This is a genomic window from Limnohabitans sp., from assembly GCF_038134685.1.
Taxonomy (GTDB): domain Bacteria; phylum Pseudomonadota; class Gammaproteobacteria; order Burkholderiales; family Burkholderiaceae_C; genus Limnohabitans_A.
This window is the reverse complement of sequence record NZ_JAYPVP010000011.1, coordinates 30,665-48,316: the sequence shown is the minus strand read 5'-3', so window position 1 is coordinate 48,316 and position 17,652 is coordinate 30,665. Positions and strand designations below refer to the sequence as shown.

Below are 17,652 nucleotides of genomic sequence, written 5' to 3'. Positions count from 1 at the left end.
CACGATGGGGCCACAAAAAACACGTCGTGCGCCGTAGTCATTGAACCCCGGCGGTATGACCCGCAAAGCATCGCTCGTGGCATCACGAAACTGATCACAAAAGTCACAGGTGGAAAATTTGATCGACATTGAAGCTCCTTCACTACGCCCTGGCAGTACACCGCATCGGTCTGACATCAGCCATACGCATGTGCACCGATTTAATGCGTTCACGATGGGAGGAACGGAAATGTCGTAAAAATCACAACAATCCGCCATGAAAAATGCGTTTCCCCTATTGGAAAAGCCTGAGCCCTGCATTAGGATGAACGCGCTAGGTCGTCGTGACCTACACAACAACCTTTTAAGTTCCAAGGAACACGAACATGGCAACTGCAAAAAAAACCGCAGCTAAAAAAGCAGCACCCGCTAAAAAAGCCGCTCCGGCCAAGAAGGCAGCCCCCGCTAAAAAGGCTGCTCCGGCAAAGAAAGCCGCTCCTGCCAAGAAGCGCACTCCCAACGCCGCTTTCATGAAAGCCTTGACGCCCAGCGCCGCTCTGGCAGCTGTGGTGGGTGCGGCTCCCCTGCCCCGCACAGAGGTCATCAGCAAAATGTGGGCTTACATCAAGAAAAATGGTCTGCAAGACAAAGTCAACAAGCGCAACATCAATGCTGACGACAAACTCAAGGCTGTGTTTGGCAAAGCTCAAGTCACCATGTTCGAGATGGCTGGCCTGATTGGCAAGCACCTCTCCTGATCAGGTTGCACCTCGATCAAAGGCCGCCCTCGGGCGGCCTTTTTCATGCGCGAATGAACGTCAAATGCGATGCTTCAAGCGTGGGAGGTGCGCTTGCCCACACCCACTGCGGCCAATACGCTCAGCAGGAGCACTACTGCTGCGCCAGCCAGGGCGGCGGCAGGCATGCCACGATCCATCAGCACACCAAAGATCAGTGGCGAGACCGCAAAGCCTGCATCAAGCCCCGAATAGACCATGCCGTACACACGGCCTGTAGCCCCTTTGGGCGTGGCTTTTTTGATCATCAAATCGCGGCTGGGGCCGCCTACACCAATGGCAAAGCCAGTTGCGGCCAGAACAACCATGCTCAACTGCGCTCCCAGCCACCCACTGGCGCACAAGCCCATGAGCACTGCCGCCACCGACATACAAATGGCCACCACCCGATCGCTCCAGCCCGGCATGCGCGCTGCCACAAAGCCACCCAGCAGCATGCCTGCAGCGCCACACAACATGTAGCCTGTCAAGGTCATGGTGGCCTGCTCAAGGGTGACCTGGTGCATGGCCTGCAGAATTGGCACCGAGAAGTTCTGCACCACTGCCAGCGTCATGGTCGACAGAAAGAAATAAGCGAAGCACCACCAGATGACCGCATGCCTCATGAACGCCAGCGGCGAAACGGATGCAGACACTGCTGGCGCTGGCATCATGTGCGAGGTGCGGGTTTGCAAAGCACCACGCTGCCAGTACATCAATACGAGAATGACGGTGTACATGAGCGCTGCACTGACATAGCCCATACGCCAATGACCGTCCGAAGTGGTCAAGGCGAAAAATACGGGGGCAGCCGCCCAGCCCAGGTTGCCTGTCAGGCCATGCACACTGAAGGCGTACCCCAAACGACTGCTGGACACCCGCTGGTTAAGGATGCTGAAGTCCACCGGATGAAAAGCACAATTACCAAGTCCAGCCAATACGGCGGCCGCCATCATGGCTGGATAGCTGTCTGCCATGGCTGCCGTCAAGCAAGCCAGCACAAACAGCCCTAAAGACAGCAGCAAAACTGGCCGAGCACCCACCTTGTCCACCACAAAGCCCGAACTGGCCTGGCCCAGTCCCGAGACCATGAAGAAGACAGAACTGAGCAAGCCCAGCTGCGCATAACTCCAGCCAAACTCACGAACGAAAACCGGGAACATGACCGGAAGCAGCAAATGCGAAAAATGCGAACCCGCGTGGGCCAGCCCCACCAAGGACATCACGCGGACATCGTCGCGCAAAGCCACGGGGGCAGCAGGTGCACTTGCAGTGGTCATGAAATGGCCTTTAATGAAAAAAACGCCGCAGGGCCTATACCCTGCGGCGCTCCATCATAGCGAGACAGCCGTTTTTTCGCTCAGGTCGAAGCCTGGAACTCGAACACCCCTGGCGCACGCACCGGATCCACCTCTACCTGGATAGAAGACTTGGGAGCAAAACGCCCCTCCAGCAGCAATTTGGACAGCGGGTTTTCCAGCTTGCTCTGAATGGCCCGTTTGAGCGGACGCGCACCAAAGACAGGGTCAAAACCCACTTTGGCAAGTTCCGCCAACGCAGCGTCGGAAACCTGCAGCGTCAACTCCATGCGCGCCAGTCGCGCTTGCAAAGCGTGCAGCTGGATCTTGGCGATCGATGCAATATGCGCTGCATCCAGACCATGGAAGACCACTGTCTCGTCGATCCGGTTGAGAAACTCCGGACGGAAATGCGTTTTGAGCTCATCCCAGACCGCATCCTTCACGTCTTCGTAGGGCTGCCCGACCATGGCCTGAATCATGTGCGAGCCGATGTTGGAGGTCATCACGATCACCGTGTTCTTGAAGTCCACGGTCCGACCCTGGCCATCGGTCAGGCGGCCATCGTCCAGTACCTGCAGGAGCACATTGAACACGTCCGGGTGGGCTTTTTCAACCTCATCGAGCAGCAACACGGAATACGGCTTGCGACGAACCGCTTCGGTCAGGTAGCCGCCTTCTTCGTAGCCCACATACCCCGGAGGCGCGCCAATCAAACGGGCCACGGAGTGCGTCTCCATGAACTCGCTCATGTCGATGCGCACCAGGTGCTCTTCGCTGTCAAAAAGGAAACCTGCAAGCGCTTTGCACAGCTCGGTCTTGCCTACGCCCGTCGGGCCCAGGAACAGGAATGAGCCCGTAGGACGGTTAGGGTCTGACAAGCCCGAGCGCGAGCGGCGAATGGCGTTGGCCACAGCCGAGATGGCTTCATCCTGGCCCACCACACGGTCGTGCAGTTTGTCTTCCATGCGCAGCAATTTTTCGCGCTCGCCCTGCATCATCTTGGACACCGGGATACCCGTGGCGCGACTGACCACCTCTGCAATTTCTTCAGCCCCCACTTGGGTGCGCAGCAGCTTGGGGCTCCCCACGCCCCCGCCTGCAGCCTCTTTAGCCTGGGCTTCCTTCAGACGCTTGTCGAGTTCGGGTAACTTTCCGTATTGCAACTCGGCCACCTTGTTGAAATCGCCTTTGCGCGTCAGCTCCTCGATTTGCAGTTTGAGCTTGTCAATCTCTTCACGCACCTGCTGGCTGCCTTGAGCCTGCGCCTTTTCGGCGCGCCAGATTTCTTCCAGATCAGCCAGTTCTTTTTGCACGCGAGCAATCTCTTCCTCGATCAGGCCCAGGCGCTTTTGCGAAGCCTCATCGGTTTCCTTTTTCATGGCTTCGCGCTCGATCTGCAGCTGGATCAAACGACGGTCCAGCTTGTCCATGACTTCAGGCTTGGAGTCGATCTCGATCTTGATCTTGGCCGCAGCTTCGTCGATCAAGTCAATCGCCTTGTCGGGCAGGAAGCGGTCGGTGATGTAGCGGTGGCTGAGTTCGGCCGCAGCCACAATCGCCGGGTCGGTGATGTCCACGCCGTGGTGCAGTTCGTACTTTTCCTGCAAGCCGCGCAGGATGGCAATGGTCTGCTCGACCGTGGGCTCGCCCACCAGCACCTTCTGGAAGCGGCGTTCCAGCGCGGCGTCCTTTTCAATGTATTTGCGGTACTCATCCAAGGTAGTTGCGCCAATGCAATGCAGCTCGCCACGCGAAAGCGCGGGCTTGAGCATATTGCCTGCGTCCATGGCCCCTTCGGCCTTGCCGGCACCCACCATGGTATGAATCTCGTCAATGAACAGGATGATGCGGCCTTCGTCCTGCGCCACTTCCTTGAGCACAGACTTCAGGCGCTCTTCGAATTCACCCCGGAACTTGGCACCCGCCAGCAAGCCCGCCATGTCCAGCACCAGCACCTTCTTGTCGCGCAAGCTCTCGGGCACTTCACCGTTGACGATGCGCTGCGCCAAGCCTTCCACAATGGCAGTTTTGCCCACACCGGGCTCACCAATGAGCACCGGGTTGTTCTTGGAGCGGCGTTGCAACACCTGGATGGCGCGGCGGATTTCGTCGTCGCGGCCAATGACCGGATCGAGCTTGCCCATGCGTGCGCGCTCGGTCAGGTCCAGGGTGTATTTCTTGAGCGCTTCGCGCTGGCCTTCGGCTTCGGCGCTGTTGACGTTTTGACCGCCGCGCACTGCATCAATGGCCGACTCCAGGGCCTTGCGACTCAGGCCGCTTTCCTTGGCCAGACGCCCTGCCTCGTTCTTGCTGTCTGCCAACGCCAGTAGGAACAATTCGCTGGCCACAAAGCTGTCGCCGCGTTTGATGGATTCCTTCTCGGCAGCCTGCAGCAATTTGACAAGTTCGGGGCCCACTTGCACCTGGTCCTGGCCAGTGACTTGGGGCAAGCGTTTGATGCCAGCCTCTGCAGCTTCGCTCAGGCTCTGCACCTGAACGCCTGCACGTTGCAGCACGGCCTTGGGGCCGTCTTGCTGACGCAGCATGGCGGCGAGCACGTGCACAGGCTCAATGTAGGCGTGATCGCTGCCCAAGGCCAGGCTTTGCGCGTCGGCCAGGGCTTCCTGAAATTTGGTAGTGAGTTTGTCGATTCGCATGAATATTCTCCAATTGAGACGCACTTGGGGGCCACTCAGGCCATTTCAAGAGATTCGAAAACACTTGAGTTTGCCTAAAATCAAACCATGGGTATTCATCAACTCTCTGTGGTTTACGACGAAGTGCAGGACCGTCTGCTGTGGCGCATCAACACCCACGAGGCGCAGGAATACCGTTTCTGGATGACCCGAAGACTGATGCTGCGACTCATGCCCCACCTGAAAAACCACTGGGTTCAAGCCGAGTCCCGTCAAGCCGGTCTGAGCACCCAGACCCCGGCAACCCAACATTTGATGGCCGACTTCCAGCGCCAGGCCTTTCTGGAAAAGGCAGACTTCAAACAGCCGTTGGCCCCAGAAGCAGCACTGAGCGACGGGGGTGTTGACCTGTACAGCGCGCCGGCGCCTTCAGGCTTCTCACATTGAGGTCAAATCCAAGGCTGCAAGCCTTCAGGCATTGGGCATGTCCAGGCCCCAGCGGGCCAGCGCCTGGTCATCGCTGACGCGGGCATCCACCCAATGTGCGCCTGCTGGCGTGTGCTCTTTTTTCCAGAAAGGTGCTTGGGTTTTGAGGTAGTCCATCAAGAACTCGCAGGCCTTGTAGCTCTCGCCGCGGTGGGCCGAACTCACAGCCACCAGCACAATCTGGTCAGCGGGCAACAAACGACCGACACGGTGAACAATCACAGCGTCAAAAAAGTCAAAACGCTGATGCGCTTGCGCCACCATCTTGGCAATGCTGGCTTCGGTCATGCCGGGGTAATGCTCCAGCTCCATGGCCTGTACTTCGTCTTCGGGCTTGCGGGTCAAGGCATGCATGTCCCGCACCGTGCCCACAAACGCACACACAGCGCCCACGCGCAGATCACCCTCGCGCAAACGCGCAACCTCGGTGCTCAGGTCAAAGTCTTCGGTCTGAATGCGGATGCTGCTGGCCATGGTGCTTGGCCTCAACCGCCGGTGACCGGCGGAAAGAATGCGATCTCGTCGCCATCCTTGAGGGCGTGATCGTCACCCACCATGGTCTGGTTGACGGCCACTCGCACCGGGCGGTGCGGGCCCAGAGCCTGCGCATGCGCCTCGCTTTGCACCATCAAGGCCTGACGTAAGTCATTCACCGTAACAGCCTCGGTTTGCATGGCCACCTGCCCGCCCAGCGCCTCACGCAAGCTGGCGAAAAAAAGAATGCGCAAGCTCTTCATGCTAGCCACCCAGCAAAAGGAAGGTAGTCCACCAAATCACCCACAGCCACCGTCTGACCCGCCGGAATGTCGACCACACCATCACCCCAGACCACCGAGGTCAACACCCCGGAGCTTTGGTTGGGGAACAGGTCCAGGCCGCCCTGCGCGTTGCACCGCACACGCACAAACTCGCGGCGGCGGTCAGCTTTGACAATGCTGAAATGCGCCGGCATGCGCACAGGCTGCAAGGACTGCTGCGGCTGACCCGTCAGCTGACGCAAGAAGGGCAAAACCAGCAATACAAAGGTCATGAAACTCGAGACCGGGTTACCCGGCAGGCCGATGAAATGCGCCACGTGCGCGCCTTCGCTGCGGCGCACATGGCCATAGGCAAAGGGCTTGCCAGGTTTCATGGAGATTTGCCAAAGGTCCAGGGCACCCAAGGCTTGCACCGAGGGCTTGACGTGATCCTCTTCACCCACCGAGACGCCGCCGCTGGTCAGGATCAGGTCATGGTGGTCGGCAGCCGACTTGAGCGCTGCCATGGTGGCTTCGCGCTTGTCGGGGACGATGCCGAGGTCACTGACCTCGCAACCCATGCGATGCAGCAAGGCACGCAGGAAAAAGCGGTTGGAGTTGTAGATGGCACCGGGGCGCATTTGATCGGGCGCAACCTCGCCGGGCATGACCAATTCGTCGCCAGTAGAAAACAAGGCCACACGTGGCTTGCGCAGAACGCTCACATGCGCAACGCCCAGGCTGGCCGCAAGCCCTAACTCTGCAGGGGTCAGCCGTGTGCCCGCAGGCAAGGCCACAGCGCCTTTTTTCACGTCTTCGCCACTCAGACGCACCCAGTCGCCTGGCGTCGGCACGCGCAAGATCTGCACTGCATCCGCAGCGCCATCCACTGGCTGTGTGTCTTCCTGCATGACCACTGTGTCAGCGCCGGGGGGCAAAGGTGCTCCCGTAAAAATTCGTGCGGCTTGACCTGGCTCCAGAGTGGTACCTGTTTGGCCCGCTGCGATGCGTTGCGTGACTTTGAGCAGCGTTGGCCCTTGCCGCACATCGGCCCAGCGCACGGCATAGCCGTCCATCGACGAGTTGTCGAACGCCGGCACTTGCAAGGCAGACACGAGATCCTGCGCCAGCACGCGGCCATCCGCCTCCAGGGTGGACAGCGTCTCGACATCGTTCAAGGCCTGGACCTGACCCAGCAATTGTTGCAAGGCATCGTCCAGAGGCATCAGTGGCTTGCGGGGCGCGTTCATGGGCAAGTCCTCAGTGGCAGTGCTCAGCAATGTAGCGCTTGATGCCTTCAGCATCAGCCGGCATGACCTTCACGCGTTTAGGCAAAGCCTCAATGCCTTCAAACTTGGCCGGACGCTCAGGCTCGCGGCCCAGAGCTTCGACAATGGTGCCTGCAAATTTGATGGGCAAGGCGGTTTCGAGCACCAGCATGGGCACACCGGCCTGCAAGTTTTCCCGCGCCACCTTCACGCCATCGGCGGTGTGGGTATCGATCATCACACCGTACTGCTCAAACACCTGGCGGATGGTGACCAGGCGGTTGGCGTGCGTGCTCTTGCCGCTGACAAAGCCGTAACGGGCACTCGCGTCGGCAAAGCGTGCATCGCCAGACAGGTCAAAACGGCCTTGCGTATTGAGTGCGTCGCCAAACAGGGATTTGGTCAGCGCGCCATCGCGACCCAGCAAGTCGAACACAAAGCGCTCGAAGTTGCTGGCCTTGGAAATGTCCATCGAGGGGCTTGAGGTTTCGTGCGTATCGGCCGTGCCGCGCACACGGTAGATGCCGGTGCGGAAGAACTCGTCGAGCACATCGTTTTCGTTGGTCGCCACCACCAGCTGCGCCACGGGCAGGCCCATCATGCGGGCCACGTGGCCGGCGCAGACATTGCCGAAGTTGCCGCTGGGCACAGTGAAGCTGACCTGCTGGCTGTTGGCCGTCGTGGCCTGGAAGTAACCGGCAAAGTAGTACACCACCTGGGCCAGCAGACGCGCCCAGTTGATCGAGTTGACGGTGCCGATCTTGTACTTGCGCTTGAAGTCGAGGTCGTTGGACACCGCCTTGACGATGTCCTGACAGTCGTCGAACACGCCTTCAATGGCGATGTTGTGGATGTTTTGGTCCAGCAAGCTGAACATCTGTGCTTGCTGGAAGGGGCTCATGCGCCCATGCGGGCTGGTCATGAACACACGCACGCCCTTTTTGCCGCGCATGGCATATTCGGCAGCGCTGCCGGTGTCACCGGAGGTGGCGCCCAGAATGTTCAGTTCTTCGCCACGGCGGCCCAATTCGTACTCAAACAGATTGCCCAGCAGCTGCATGGCCATGTCCTTGAAGGCCAGCGTGGGGCCGTTGGACAGAGCCTCCAAATACAGCTCAGGCGCGGCGCTGCCCTTGGCCTGCAAGGGCTTGAGCGGCACGATGGCTTCGGTGCCATACACAGCAGCGGTGTAGGTCTTGTCGCACAGGGCTTTGAGGTCAGCGGCTGGAATGTCGTCGATGTACAGGGACAAAATTTCAAACGCCAATGCCGCGTAGCCCTGCTGCTGCCAGACCTGGCGCAGGCGCGTCAGATCGGTATCACCCAGTTGGGGGTAGCTTTCGGGCAAGTACAGCCCGCCATCGGGTGCCAGGCCTTCGAGCAGGATTTCACAGAAGTGTTTACGGTCTGCGTGGCCGCGCGTAGACAGGTACAGCATCAGGCCAGCTCCTCTTTGCGGATGCGAACAATGGGCGCCAGCACCGTGGGCAAACCTTGCATCTGCTTGAGCACCACGTTCATATTGCCCTCGCGCGTGTCGTGGGTGAGGATGATCACATCGGTTTGGTTTGCACCGCTGACCTGGTCGGCCTCGCGCTGCAAGATGGCATCGATGCTGATATTGGCATCGGCCAGCAAGCCCGTCAGCTTGGCCAGCACACCGGCCTGGTCGGCAACACGCAGACGCAGGTAGTAGCTGGTCACGACTTCTTCCATCGGCAGCACCGGTAAATTGCTCAAGGCATCAGGCTGGAAGGCCAGGTGCGGCACACGGTTTTGAGGATCAGCCGTGTGCAGGCGTGTGATGTCCACCAGGTCTGCGACCACTGCGCTGGCAGTAGGCTCGGCGCCGGCGCCTTTACCGTAGTACAAGGTGGTGCCTACGGCATCGCCTTGCACCATGACTGCATTCATCGCGCCTTCGACATTCGCAATCAGGCGTTGCGCAGGTACCAGGCTGGGGTGCACCCGAAGCTCTACCCCTTTGTCAGTGCGTTTGGTGATGCCCAATAGCTTGATGCGATAGCCCAGTTGCTCGGCATATTTGATGTCGGCGGCGCCCAGCTTCGTGATGCCTTCCACATAGGCTTTGTCGAACTGCACCGGAATACCAAAGGCAATCGCGCTCATGATGGTGGCTTTGTGGGCCGCATCCACGCCTTCAATGTCAAAGGTGGGATCGGCTTCGGCATAGCCCAAACGCTGCGCTTCTTTGAGCACCACGTCAAAGTCCAGCCCCTTGTCACGCATTTCGGACAGGATGAAGTTGGTGGTGCCGTTGATGATGCCCGCTACCCACTGGATCTGGTTGGCGGTCAGCCCCTCACGCAGCGCCTTGATGATGGGAATGCCACCAGCCACAGCCGCTTCAAAAGCCACCATCACACCTTTGTTGTGCGCGGCCTGGAAGATTTCAGTGCCGTGCACCGCCAACAAGGCCTTGTTGGCCGTGACCACATGTTTGCCGGCAGCAATCGCTTCGAGCACCAGCTCGCGCGCCAGGGTGTAACCGCCAATGAGCTCGACCACGATATCAATGTCGGGATTGCGAATGATGTCACGGGGATCGGCCACCACTTTAGCGTCTTCACCCACCATGGCGCGGGCCTTGGCCTGGTCACGACGGCTGACCATGGTCACTTCAATGCCGCGACCCGCACGACGTTTGATTTCTTCCTGGTTGCGGCGCAGGACTTCAAAAACGCCGCCGCCGACGGTACCGATGCCGATGAGGCCAACTTGAATGGGTTTCATTGTGTAGATCAACTTAAATAAGACGGGCACTCCTGGGAGCACCCGCAGAAAACTCAGGACACCAGTGCGTCCGTACCAAAGCGTTTGCGTGCGCCTTCCAGGAATTTGGCGACACGTCCAATGGCTTCGCGCAGATCATCTTCGTGCGGCAGGAACACGATGCGGAAATGGTCCGGCTCAGGCCAGTTAAAGCCCGTGCCCTGCACCAGCATGACCTTGGTTTCTTCCAGCATGTCCAGGAAAAAGCGTTGGTCATCCGCGATGGGGTAAACCTTCGGATCCAGGCGGGGGAACATGTACAGCGCCGCTTGAGGCCGCACACAGCTGACTCCCGGGATCGAGGTGATCAGCTCATAAGCCAGGTCACGCTGCTTGCGCAAACGACCGCCCTCGCCCACCAGCTCTTTGATGCTCTGGTAACCGCCGAGCGCCGTTTGTACAGCCCACTGACCTGGCACATTGGCGCACAAGCGCATGTTCGAGAGCATGTTCAGGCCCTCAATAAAGTCGGTAGCCGGGCGCTTGTCGCCCGAAAGTACCATCCAACCAGCGCGGTAACCGCAGGAACGGTAGCTCTTGGACAAGGAGTTGAAGGTCAGCGTCAGCACATCGGTGGACAAGCTGGCGATCGGGGTGTGCACCACATCGTCGTACAGCACCTTGTCGTACACCTCATCGGCATAAATGACCAAGCCGTGCTCACGAGCCAGACCCACAATCTGCAGCAACAATTCCTTGCTGTACAGCGCGCCTGTAGGGTTATTGGGGTTGATGACCACAATCCCTTTGGTCTTGGGCGTGATCTTGGCTCGGATGTCGTTGATGTCCGGCATCCAGCCATTGCTCTCGTCGCACATGTAGTGCACCGGCGTGCCACCCGACAGGCTGGCAGCAGCCGTCCACAGGGGGTAGTCAGGTGCAGGCAATAGCAATTCATCACCATCATCGAGCAAGGCATTGGTCGCCATGACGATGAGCTCACTGGCGCCATTGCCCAGATAAATATCGTCCAGCGTCACACCCAAAATGCCCTGTCGCTGGGTTTCGTGCATCACGGCTTTGCGCGCCGCAAAAATGCCTTTGCTGTCCGAGTAACCTGCCGAGTTGGGCAGGTTGCGGATCATGTCTTGCTGAATCTCTTCAGGCGCGTCAAAACCGAAAACCGCCAGGTTGCCAATATTGAGTTTGATGATCTTGTGGCCGTCCTCTTCCATTTGGCGAGCACGGTCCATGATGGGGCCACGGATGTCGTAGCACACATTGGCCAGTTTGGCGGATTTGACGATGGGCTTCACAGTCCCTCCCGGACGGATAAAGTCAAGAGCGAAAACCTATAATTTGACCACATTTAGAGTCGTTTTCACGACTGATTCCAACGCATTTCAACCCTCCCAATTCCATGAAACTTCAGCCCGACAAATCCAGTGCACCCATGATCTCCGCCATGGGGCCGGGCTGGATCACCGTACAAGGCCAACGCATCGAGCACGCTGTCTGCATACGAAGCCACGGCAGCCCCGCTTGGGAGACCTGGGATACAGAACACTGGGACCAATTGCAAGCCGGACACTTGAAAGCCCTGGCTGGACAAGACACGGAATTGATCATCATGGGTTGCGGTGAACGTCAAAATTTCTTGCCTGCTTCCTGGTTGCAACCCTTGATGGAGCGGCGTATCGGCCTGGAAACCATGGACACCTATGCGGCTTGTCGCACCTACAACATTCTGGCCAGCGAGGGACGAAAAGTCATGGCGGTGCTCATGATGGCGCCCAAGGCGAATACCTTATGACTACTGACTTTTCGGTTAAAATAATCGTTTGTCGAAATTTGTAAGTTCCCTGCACAAGGCTTGCAAAACACCCCCGAAAAGAGTGTCTACATGGCGATCGTTCTCAACAAGCCCCTGCCCGAATTTGAAGCGAACGCAACTGGCGGTATCAAGGTTTCAAACACAACCCACGTGGGTCAGACCATGATCCTGTATTTCTATCCGAAAGACAACACCCCTGGTTGCACCACCGAAGCCATGCAGTTTCGCGACAAATACAAGGACTTTGTCAAAGCCGGCGCTGTGGTTTTTGGCGTCTCGCGTGACAACATGAAGTCACACGACGACTTCAAAACCAAGCTGGAACTGCCCTTTGAACTGATTGCTGATACTGAAGAGAAAATGTGTCACATGTTCGGCGTGGTCAAAAACAAGATCATGTACGGCAAAAAGGTCAAAGGCATTGAGCGCAGCACTTTCCTGGTTGGCGCAGACGGCATGCTCAAACAAGAATGGCGTGGCCTGAAAGTCCCTGGCCATGTGGACGAAGTCCTTAAAGCGGTCAAGGCTCTCAAGAAGGCCGGCTAAAAGCTCCCAAAGGTGTCACAGAGCTCGTGCATAATGGGCTCATGCAGATTGCAGTCGACACCCGCATTACACAAAAAGCCGCCCGGCATGCCTGGCGGCTTTTTTGCTTTCGGGTCCTTCATGTTTCCGTAAACAAGGTTACGCCCCATGCCCCTGCCTCCGCCGCCCAAACAACGTGCCACACTGCTGACCCAGAAATCCCTGGCCGAGGCTCCTGCAGCGAAAACAGCACGCGCAACACGTAGTAACGCTCGCCCCCTTAAGGATGCGCAAATCGACATGCCCATTCCTGAGATTGTGGCAAGCACTGCCCCCGCCCCCGTCAAAACCAGCGTCAGAACAGCGTCTCCCGTGAAATCCATCAAGACAAGCTCTCGAAGCGCCAAAGCACGCAAAAGTGACGGTACCCGCAAACTGTTTGTGCTCGACACCAACGTGCTGATGCACGACCCGATGAGCTTGTTCCGCTTTGAAGAGCATGATGTCTTTTTGCCCATGATCGTGCTCGAGGAGCTCGACAGCAACAAAAAAGGCACCTCCGAAGTCGCTCGAAATGCCCGTCAGGCCAGCCGCTACCTCGACACACTGGCCGCGTCCAGCCCCGATATGGCAGCAGGTCAGCGTTTGTCAGGGCTTGGGCACAACGAAGCTCAAGGGCACCTGTTTTTCCAGACTGAACCTCTCGACCTCAGCCTGCCCCTGGCCCTGCCGCAAGGCAAGGCCGACAACCAGATTTTGGGGGTGGTTCGCGCCTTGTGTGAGAAACACAGCCAGCGCGAGGTGGTGCTGGTGTCCAAGGACATCAACATGCGCGTCAAGGCACGCGCGATGGGATTGCAAGCCGAAGATTATCAAAACGACAAGGCCCTGGAAGATGGCGACATGCTCTACACAGGAGCGATGGCGTTGCCAACAGACTTCTGGGCAAAGCACGCCAAAACCGTCGAAAGCTGGCAACAGGGCAGCCACACCTTCTATCGCATTTCCGGCTCCATCGTGCCCAGCCTGTTCATCAACCAGTTTGTGTACTTTGAAGCTGCTGGCGAGCCCAGCCTGTACGCCCGAGTGACGGAAGTAAGAGGCAAAACTGCTGTGCTACGCACCCTCAAGGACTTTGCACACCAGAAGAATGCAGTCTGGGGCGTCACCGCCCGCAACCGTGAACAAAACTTTGCCCTGAACCTTTTGACCGACCCTGAGGTGGACTTCGTCACGTTGGCCGGCACAGCTGGCACGGGCAAGACGCTGATGGCGCTGGCTGCAGGCCTGACGCAAGTGCTGGACGACCGCCGCTACACCGAGATCATCATGACCCGCGCCACCGTCAGCGTGGGCGAAGACATCGGCTTCCTGCCCGGCACTGAAGAAGAAAAAATGGGCCCCTGGATGGGCGCCCTGGACGACAACCTGGAGTTCCTGGCCAAGGGCGAAGGCGGGGGTGCGGGCGAGTGGGGGCGCGCCGCGACCAACGAACTGATCAAGAGCCGCATCAAGATCAAGAGCATGAACTTCATGCGCGGGCGCACCTTCATGAACAAGTACGTCATCATCGACGAGGCGCAGAACCTGACGCCCAAGCAGATGAAGACACTGATCACCCGCGCCGGCCCCGGCACCAAGATCATCTGCATGGGCAACCTGGCCCAGATCGACACGCCCTACCTGACCGAAGGCTCATCAGGCCTGACGTACGCAGTGGACCGCTTCAAGGGCTGGGCCCACAACGGACACATCACCCTTGCACGTGGCGAGCGTTCACGCCTGGCTGACTTTGCCAGCGAGGCGCTTTAAAAGTCGTCGCCGCCCATGCCACCGCCGGCCAGGCTTTCAAAGCGGGTCAGCGGTTTGAGGAAGGCCAGGCGGCAGGTGCCCGTCGGACCGTTACGCTGCTTGCCGATGATGATTTCTGCAACACCCGGATCCTTCGAATCCTTGTTGTAGTAATCATCACGGTAGATGAACATGATGATGTCCGCGTCCTGCTCGATGGCGCCGGATTCACGCAGATCACTCATCATGGGGCGCTTGTCTGTGCGCTGCTCTACACCACGGTTGAGCTGCGAGAGTGCAATCACCGGGCATTGGAGCTCTTTGGCCAGCATCTTCAGACCCCGCGAGATTTCGCCCAGTTCGGTCGCGCGGTTATCGCCGTCCGAGCCACTGGAGCCACTCATCAACTGCAAGTAGTCCACCACGATCAGGCCGAGCTTGCCACACTGGCGAGCCAGACGACGCGAGTTGGCGCGCAGCTCACTCGGGGTCAGGCCAGGTGTTTCATCAATGTGCAGCGACACGGTGCGCAAACGCTCAATGGCCTCGGTCAGGCGCGGCCACTCGTCATCGGTCAACTTGCCCGTCCGTAAATGCCCCTGGTCCACACGACCAATCGAGCCCACAATACGTACCGCCAGTTGGGATGCTCCCATTTCCATGGAAAACACAGCCACGGGCAACCCTTCGTTGAGCGCCACGTGTTCAGCAATGTTGATGGCAAAAGCCGTTTTACCCATGGAAGGACGCGCCGCCAGCACCACCAGGTCGCCCGGCTGCAGACCAGAGGTCATGCGGTCCAGATCGTAAAAGCCGGTGGGCACACCCGTGATGTCGTTGGGGTTGTCGGCCATCTCGGAGACTCGGTCCAGCAGGTCCACCACCAAGGTGTCCATGGACTGAAAGCCCTGCTTCATGCGAGAGCCTTCTTCACCGATGTTGAAAATCTTTTGCTCGGCCTCATCCAGAATCTTGTCAACCGCCCTGCCCTGGGTGTTGAAGGCTACGGTGGCGATGTCATCACTGGCCGCAACCAGCTTGCGCAGGATGGAGCGCTCGCGTACGATTTCAGCGTAGCGCCGGATATTGCTGGCGCTTGGCACATATTGCGCCAGCGCATTCAGGTAGGACAACCCACCCACCTCTTGCGATTTGCCCAAGGCCTGCAACTGTTCGTGCACCGTGATCACGTCAGCCGGCTTGGAGGCATTGATCAGGGCGCCAATGGCGGCATACACCAAACGGTGCTCATGACGGTAAAAGTCGGAGTCCACCAAAAGATCACCCACCCGATCCCAGGCGCCGTTGTCCAGCAACAACCCACCCAGCACGCTGGATTCGGCTTCAATGGAGTGAGGCGGCACGCGCAGCTGCGCAATCTGTGGGTCCAGGGTGGCCACAGCCATGGCTTCATCAAAAGAAGGAGGGAAAACGGCAGAACTCATGAATTCACAACAGTCAAAACGGCATCTTAGCCCGGAGCTCGCCACGCGTCATTGCATAACCCTGTGGATAAGCGGTGCACCACAGGTGCATGAAACGGGTATGGCGAGTGGATAAATGAAGGGCCTGAAAATGAAAAAGCCGCCTGCTTTCGCCGGCGGCTTATCGCTGAGCGAGCAGGATCAGGCGGTTTCGCCGTACACGCTCACATTGACTTCCACCACCACGTCGGTGTGCAACGCAACGGACACAGCGGAGTCGCTCACGGTCTTGATCGGACCGTTGGGCATACGCACCTGAGCTTTGGCCACAGCGAAGCCATGCTTGGTCAGTTCTTCAGCGATGTCGTGGTTGGTCACAGAACCAAACAGGCGACCATCCACGCCAGCCTTTTGGGTCAGCTTGACGGTCAGACCAGAGAGGTTTTCGCCCAGAGCCTGAGCTTCAGCCAGCTTGGCTGCAGCAGCTTTTTCGAGCTCGACACGACGAGCTTCGAATTCAGCCTTGTTGGCTTCGGTAGCGCGACGGGCGCGGCCAGAGGGGATCAGGAAGTTACGTGCGTAACCGTCCTTGACCTTGACGATGTCACCCAGATTGCCCAGGTTGAGCACTTTTTCGAGCAGGATCACTTGCATGTTGTTTCTCCTCAGACCTTGTGCTGATCGGTGTAGGGCAACAGAGCCAGGAAGCGGGCACGCTTGATGGCAGTGTTGAGCTGGCGCTGGTAAATGGCGCGGGTGCCGGTCAGGCGGGCGGGAATGATCTTGCCGTTTTCGGCGATGAAGTCACGCAGGGTGTCCACATCTTTGTAGTCGATCTCTTCAACGCCAGTCACGGTAAAGCGGCAAAAGCGCTTGCGCTTGAACAGCAGGGACTGGGTATTGCGCTTGGGGCGCTTGTTCTTGTCAAATTTTTTGAACGTGGCCATGGGGCCTCCTGAAATTAATCTTGCTGAAACTCTTGGATATGCAAAATCACACGTTGACCTTGACGGATATTGGCCAAAAAGCCAGTGAACCTGAAGGCGGTGCCAAGTGGCGCCTTTTGGAGCTGCTCGGCCATCACACCGATGGCCTGCGCCCGAAGGCTCAACTTGACTTGCCTGGTGCCTTGTTCTTGCTGCACATGAGACTCATGCTCGAGCAGCAAATCCAGGGCAGGCAACCCGGCTGGGGTGTAGCGCAGAGCGTCTCGCTCAACGATACGGGCACCTAATCGGGTCTGGTTCACTCCGCGCGGGGTCAGGGCAATCAGGCTGCGAAATCAGCCTGTTGAGCCTTGCGTGCTTCTTCGCGCTCGACGCTCTTCATCATGGCAGAAGCGCCGGTGTCGGCTTTCTTCTTCTGCACAGTCAAATGACGCAGAACGGCGTCATTGAATTTGAAGGCGTGCTCGAGCTCGCCCATCACAGCCTGGTCGGCTTCGATGTTCAGGCACAGGTAGTGTGCTTTGGCCAGCTTGTTGATCTGGTAAGCCAGTTGACGACGGCCCCAGTCTTCGACGCGATGGATCTGACCGCCACCTTGGGTGATCATGCCCTTGTAGCGCTCCAGCATGGCGGGCACTTGCTCGCTCTGATCCGGATGGATCAGCAAAATGATTTCGTAATGACGCATCAAAACTCCTTGTGGATGAACCAAAAGATTGGAAAAACCGCCCCCGGCGTCAGTCAAGGGTGCGGCAAGGTGAGCCTTGGATTATAGCCCGGATTCAGGGCCTTTGCCCACCTTCCTTGCCCTGGCTGCAGGCCAGAGGGAAAGTGCAAGCATGACCAGGCAAGCTGCAGGTACGCCAAAAACACCTGCGCTCACGGGCTGAATACCCCACCAGAGACCCGCATCGGGAGCCCACCCCCAGGCGGCGCGGACCACCGCTGCATTGAAGAACATGTAGCCCGCGGTCACCCCAAAGCCGGTGAGCATGCCTGCAACTGCAGCGCGACGATGCAGTCGCTGCCAATGCAAGCCCATGACCATGGCAGGAAAGAACGCTGATGCAGCCAGTGAAAAGGATGCTGACACGAGCGAAAGGATTTCAGCCGGTTTGAGTGCAGCCACAAACGCTGCCAGCATGGCAACGGCCAACAGGGCAAATTTCGATGCGATCACCTGCCCTTCGGCATTGAGCGGCACCTTGACGGTGA

At 58.4% G+C, this 17,652-nt stretch carries 18 protein-coding genes and 2 pseudogenes; 5 read left to right on the top strand and 15 right to left on the bottom strand.

What is annotated here, in order from left to right; all coding sequences use genetic code 11:
- A pseudogene (locus AAFM15_RS06545) lies at nt 1-129 on the bottom strand (ribonuclease); the annotation flags it as partial.
- Nucleotides 130-365: 236 nt separating this feature from the next.
- On the opposite strand from AAFM15_RS06545, the gene AAFM15_RS06540 reads away from it, so the two are divergent.
- Nucleotides 366-737: an SWIB/MDM2 domain-containing protein gene (locus AAFM15_RS06540; RefSeq protein ID WP_341685904.1), complete on the top strand. Its 372-nt coding sequence runs from the start codon at nt 366-368 to the stop codon at nt 735-737.
- A 74-nt stretch (nt 738-811) separates the two neighbouring features.
- Here AAFM15_RS06540 and AAFM15_RS06535 read toward each other — a convergent pair whose 3' ends face one another.
- Complete coding sequence (locus AAFM15_RS06535) at nt 812-2,035, bottom strand: MFS transporter (protein ID WP_341685903.1); 1,224 nt, start codon at nt 2,033-2,035, stop codon at nt 812-814.
- An 80-nt stretch (nt 2,036-2,115) separates the two neighbouring features.
- On the bottom strand, nt 2,116-4,713 hold the full coding sequence (gene clpB / locus AAFM15_RS06530; RefSeq protein ID WP_341685902.1) for an ATP-dependent chaperone ClpB: 2,598 nt from the start codon (nt 4,711-4,713) through the stop codon (nt 2,116-2,118).
- A gap of 87 nt (nt 4,714-4,800) precedes the next feature.
- Between clpB and AAFM15_RS06525 the strand changes: the two genes are divergently transcribed.
- Complete coding sequence (locus AAFM15_RS06525; protein WP_341685901.1) at nt 4,801-5,139, top strand: hypothetical protein; 339 nt, start codon at nt 4,801-4,803, stop codon at nt 5,137-5,139.
- 24 nt (nt 5,140-5,163) lie between these two features.
- On the opposite strand, the gene AAFM15_RS06520 is transcribed toward AAFM15_RS06525, so the two are convergent.
- The 6 genes from AAFM15_RS06520 to AAFM15_RS06495 are packed head-to-tail and all read right to left on the bottom strand — an operon-like array spanning nt 5,164 to nt 11,232.
- On the bottom strand, nt 5,164-5,652 hold the full coding sequence (locus AAFM15_RS06520; RefSeq protein WP_341685900.1) for a molybdenum cofactor biosynthesis protein MoaE: 489 nt from the start codon (nt 5,650-5,652) through the stop codon (nt 5,164-5,166).
- A gap of 11 nt (nt 5,653-5,663) precedes the next feature.
- Nucleotides 5,664-5,915 carry a molybdopterin converting factor subunit 1 gene (moaD, locus tag AAFM15_RS06515; protein ID WP_341685899.1) on the bottom strand — a complete coding sequence of 84 codons (252 nt, stop codon included), beginning with the start codon at nt 5,913-5,915 and terminating at the stop codon, nt 5,664-5,666.
- Complete coding sequence (gene glp, locus AAFM15_RS06510; protein ID WP_341685898.1) at nt 5,912-7,165, bottom strand: gephyrin-like molybdotransferase Glp; 1,254 nt, start codon at nt 7,163-7,165, stop codon at nt 5,912-5,914. Before glp ends, moaD begins: the two co-directional genes overlap by 4 nt.
- 10 nt (nt 7,166-7,175) lie before the next feature.
- Nucleotides 7,176-8,621 (bottom strand): threonine synthase, encoded by a 1,446-nt coding sequence (gene thrC, locus AAFM15_RS06505; protein WP_341685897.1) that lies wholly within the window; start codon nt 8,619-8,621, stop codon nt 7,176-7,178.
- Complete coding sequence (locus AAFM15_RS06500; protein ID WP_341685896.1) at nt 8,621-9,937, bottom strand: homoserine dehydrogenase; 1,317 nt, start codon at nt 9,935-9,937, stop codon at nt 8,621-8,623. Before AAFM15_RS06500 ends, thrC begins: the two co-directional genes overlap by 1 nt.
- A gap of 53 nt (nt 9,938-9,990) precedes the next feature.
- Nucleotides 9,991-11,232 carry a pyridoxal phosphate-dependent aminotransferase gene (locus AAFM15_RS06495; protein WP_341685895.1) on the bottom strand — a complete coding sequence of 414 codons (1,242 nt, stop codon included), beginning with the start codon at nt 11,230-11,232 and terminating at the stop codon, nt 9,991-9,993.
- Nucleotides 11,233-11,336: 104 nt separating this feature from the next.
- Here AAFM15_RS06495 and AAFM15_RS06490 point away from each other — a divergent pair, with 104 nt between their 5' ends.
- From AAFM15_RS06490 to AAFM15_RS06480, 3 genes are all read left to right on the top strand, one after another.
- Entirely contained in the window at nt 11,337-11,729 is a 393-nt protein-coding gene (locus AAFM15_RS06490; protein ID WP_341685894.1) for an Mth938-like domain-containing protein, read from the top strand.
- 90 nt (nt 11,730-11,819) lie between these two features.
- A complete protein-coding gene (locus tag AAFM15_RS06485) occupies nt 11,820-12,296 on the top strand; it encodes a peroxiredoxin (protein WP_341685893.1) in 477 nt (158 codons plus the stop codon).
- A gap of 147 nt (nt 12,297-12,443) precedes the next feature.
- Nucleotides 12,444-14,087 carry a PhoH family protein gene (locus tag AAFM15_RS06480; RefSeq protein WP_341685892.1) on the top strand — a complete coding sequence of 548 codons (1,644 nt, stop codon included), beginning with the start codon at nt 12,444-12,446 and terminating at the stop codon, nt 14,085-14,087.
- On the opposite strand, the gene dnaB is transcribed toward AAFM15_RS06480, so the two are convergent.
- The 6 genes and pseudogenes from dnaB to AAFM15_RS06450 all read right to left on the bottom strand — a co-directional run.
- Nucleotides 14,084-15,511 carry a replicative DNA helicase gene (gene dnaB / locus AAFM15_RS06475; RefSeq protein WP_341685891.1) on the bottom strand — a complete coding sequence of 476 codons (1,428 nt, stop codon included), beginning with the start codon at nt 15,509-15,511 and terminating at the stop codon, nt 14,084-14,086. The genes AAFM15_RS06480 and dnaB overlap by 4 nt on opposite strands.
- A gap of 180 nt (nt 15,512-15,691) precedes the next feature.
- Nucleotides 15,692-16,144 carry a 50S ribosomal protein L9 gene (gene rplI, locus AAFM15_RS06470; protein ID WP_341685890.1) on the bottom strand — a complete coding sequence of 151 codons (453 nt, stop codon included), beginning with the start codon at nt 16,142-16,144 and terminating at the stop codon, nt 15,692-15,694.
- Nucleotides 16,145-16,155: 11 nt separating this feature from the next.
- Nucleotides 16,156-16,437, bottom strand: coding sequence for a 30S ribosomal protein S18 (gene rpsR / locus AAFM15_RS06465; RefSeq protein WP_341685889.1), 282 nt, complete (start codon nt 16,435-16,437; stop codon nt 16,156-16,158).
- 14 nt (nt 16,438-16,451) lie between these two features.
- Nucleotides 16,452-16,739 carry a primosomal replication protein N gene (gene priB / locus AAFM15_RS06460; RefSeq protein ID WP_341685888.1) on the bottom strand — a complete coding sequence of 96 codons (288 nt, stop codon included), beginning with the start codon at nt 16,737-16,739 and terminating at the stop codon, nt 16,452-16,454.
- Nucleotides 16,740-16,759: 20 nt separating this feature from the next.
- Nucleotides 16,760-17,125, bottom strand: a complete 366-nt coding sequence (gene rpsF, locus AAFM15_RS06455; protein WP_341685887.1) for a 30S ribosomal protein S6 — start codon at nt 17,123-17,125, stop codon at nt 16,760-16,762.
- Between the two features lie 81 nt (nt 17,126-17,206).
- Nucleotides 17,207-17,652 (bottom strand): annotated as a pseudogene (locus tag AAFM15_RS06450) (cation acetate symporter); the annotation flags it as partial.

Bases quoted from the DNA above. Each gene is read 5' to 3' on its own strand.
- AAFM15_RS06540 (WP_341685904.1), top strand. From the start codon at position 366: ATGGCAACTGCAAAAAAAACCGCAGCTAAAAAAGCAGCACCCGCTAAA.
- AAFM15_RS06535 (WP_341685903.1), bottom strand. From the start codon at position 2,035: ATGACCACTGCAAGTGCACCTGCTGCCCCCGTGGCTTTGCGCGACGAT.
- clpB (WP_341685902.1), bottom strand. From the start codon at position 4,713: ATGCGAATCGACAAACTCACTACCAAATTTCAGGAAGCCCTGGCCGAC.
- AAFM15_RS06525 (WP_341685901.1), top strand. From the start codon at position 4,801: ATGGGTATTCATCAACTCTCTGTGGTTTACGACGAAGTGCAGGACCGT.
- AAFM15_RS06520 (WP_341685900.1), bottom strand. From the start codon at position 5,652: ATGGCCAGCAGCATCCGCATTCAGACCGAAGACTTTGACCTGAGCACC.
- moaD (WP_341685899.1), bottom strand. From the start codon at position 5,915: ATGAAGAGCTTGCGCATTCTTTTTTTCGCCAGCTTGCGTGAGGCGCTG.
- glp (WP_341685898.1), bottom strand. From the start codon at position 7,165: ATGAACGCGCCCCGCAAGCCACTGATGCCTCTGGACGATGCCTTGCAA.
- thrC (WP_341685897.1), bottom strand. From the start codon at position 8,621: ATGCTGTACCTGTCTACGCGCGGCCACGCAGACCGTAAACACTTCTGT.
- AAFM15_RS06500 (WP_341685896.1), bottom strand. From the start codon at position 9,937: ATGAAACCCATTCAAGTTGGCCTCATCGGCATCGGTACCGTCGGCGGC.
- AAFM15_RS06490 (WP_341685894.1), top strand. From the start codon at position 11,337: ATGAAACTTCAGCCCGACAAATCCAGTGCACCCATGATCTCCGCCATG.
- AAFM15_RS06485 (WP_341685893.1), top strand. From the start codon at position 11,820: ATGGCGATCGTTCTCAACAAGCCCCTGCCCGAATTTGAAGCGAACGCA.
- AAFM15_RS06480 (WP_341685892.1), top strand. From the start codon at position 12,444: ATGCCCCTGCCTCCGCCGCCCAAACAACGTGCCACACTGCTGACCCAG.
- dnaB (WP_341685891.1), bottom strand. From the start codon at position 15,511: ATGAGTTCTGCCGTTTTCCCTCCTTCTTTTGATGAAGCCATGGCTGTG.
- rplI (WP_341685890.1), bottom strand. From the start codon at position 16,144: ATGCAAGTGATCCTGCTCGAAAAAGTGCTCAACCTGGGCAATCTGGGT.
- rpsR (WP_341685889.1), bottom strand. From the start codon at position 16,437: ATGGCCACGTTCAAAAAATTTGACAAGAACAAGCGCCCCAAGCGCAAT.
- rpsF (WP_341685887.1), bottom strand. From the start codon at position 17,125: ATGCGTCATTACGAAATCATTTTGCTGATCCATCCGGATCAGAGCGAG.